Origin of the sequence: Bartonella sp. MU70NMGDW, from assembly GCF_042194085.1 — a bacterium.
Taxonomy (GTDB): domain Bacteria; phylum Pseudomonadota; class Alphaproteobacteria; order Rhizobiales; family Rhizobiaceae; genus Bartonella; species Bartonella grahamii.
Genome location: NZ_JBHIMK010000272.1, coordinates 1 through 1,540 on the forward strand (window position 1 = coordinate 1; position 1,540 = coordinate 1,540).

1 protein-coding gene and 1 pseudogene are annotated in these 1,540 nt (G+C 42.6%); both read right to left on the bottom strand.

Annotation, left to right across the window (positions count from 1 at the left end; genetic code table 11):
- A partial coding sequence (locus ACFIKE_RS10370; RefSeq protein WP_375649787.1) for an MFS transporter occupies nt 1–1,070 on the bottom strand: 1,070 nt, incomplete at its 3' end.
- A 314-nt stretch (nt 1,071–1,384) separates the two neighbouring features.
- Nucleotides 1,385–1,540 (bottom strand): annotated as a pseudogene (locus ACFIKE_RS10375) (DUF3792 domain-containing protein); the annotation flags it as partial.

Here is a 1,540-nt window from a genome sequence, read left to right on the forward strand (position 1 = left end):
CCGGCTCCTAGAAAGCCAAGGCATACGGATGTCTGTATGATGAAGATATAGGCAGGCATTTGACTGTTTCGTTGTTCTTTGGGGATGGCTTTCATCATAAAACTTGCCATTAAGGCATTTTGCACACCATTGGCACTCCCAAGGATGAAAAATGATAGCATCATCAGCCATGTGAAGTTTGTTAAGGAAAAACAGAAAATTGCAAAGCCAATGGTTGCGGCAGCTAGTGATGCACCAGCGGCATTGCCAAAATGGTGGAAAAGATTGGAGAAGCAGAGTGGACCAACCACGAGGCCAAGACTTAACATGCTTGTGATTATCCCATAGGTTTCAGCGCTTAAGTTGAGATCGGTACGAATGCGGACAATCGATAAGACGTTGAGAGCAGAGGTGAGGATAATAGTGATGATGAGGGGCGCAAGAGCATAGACGACATTTTTTTTGCGCAAGAGACCCGCTAAATCTAGTCCTTTTTTGGTTTGCTGCGATGTATCTGTCGTTTGTGTATGAAGTTTGAGACTTTTAAAACAGAAGAGAGTGATAAAGGTAGCAAAAAGAACCATGATTGAAAGTGCAAACAATCCTTTTTGCTCGTTCGATAGACCATACAACACACCCCCTAGGAGTGGTCCGGCAATATAGCCAAGATTACGAACTGTTTGGATAACGCGATTGATACGGTCTAATTGCTGATCATTTTTTGCGAAGTCAGGTACCGCAACAAGAATAGCGGACCAAAAGAGTGAACCAGCACAACCTAGTGCGAAAGAAAGGGCAATATAAACCCAAAATTGGTTTGCGATTGCAGCTGCGGCTATGAAAAGCGCTTCAAACAATAAAACAATGGGTACTGTTCGCGCTGGTTGGAAGCGATGCAAGAGGCGTGGTGCAATGGGTCCGGCACAAATTGCCCCGATAAGCCCTGCAAACAGCAGCATTGAAATAGAAGCTGTGCTTTCTGCTAAGTGTAGAGCAAATGTAACTTGTGCTGTTTCATCGGCAAAGCTGCTAAAGCCTAAAACGAAAAAAAGCCCAGTTTGGGCGAAAATTATGGATTTTTTCTTTGTCACAATGCTCCTCCCCAAGAGGTTATAAGGTACAATTTTCTTCTACGTGTTTATGGTATATCCCATGCTTTGTATAGTTTTTCTTGATGATCAGTTGAGAAAGGAAGTTTTCAGAGCTCTCTTCAAAACAAGCACAATGCCTATTGGCAGTGATGAGCAGCTCCTTATGTTTTTTGAAAGGGGAATATTGAAGGATTATGGGCTGGCGAAATTTTCTGATATGAGAGACAATGATACAAAAGGGCAATCAGAAAATTTCACAAAAAAGCTGCACTATGCGTGCAGCTTTTTATGTATTTGCTTTAGAGGTAGACGTTTTAAAGTATGAAAGTGTCCTTACGGCTTCTATAACCATAATAGCCAAAAACACTGGAAATAATGGCACCTATCAGACTGCCTAAAAAGCCCCACCACCCCATATTGGAGGCTGTTTTTGTGGCTTTAGTTGCAGTGTTTTTGGCGCCCTTGATCGT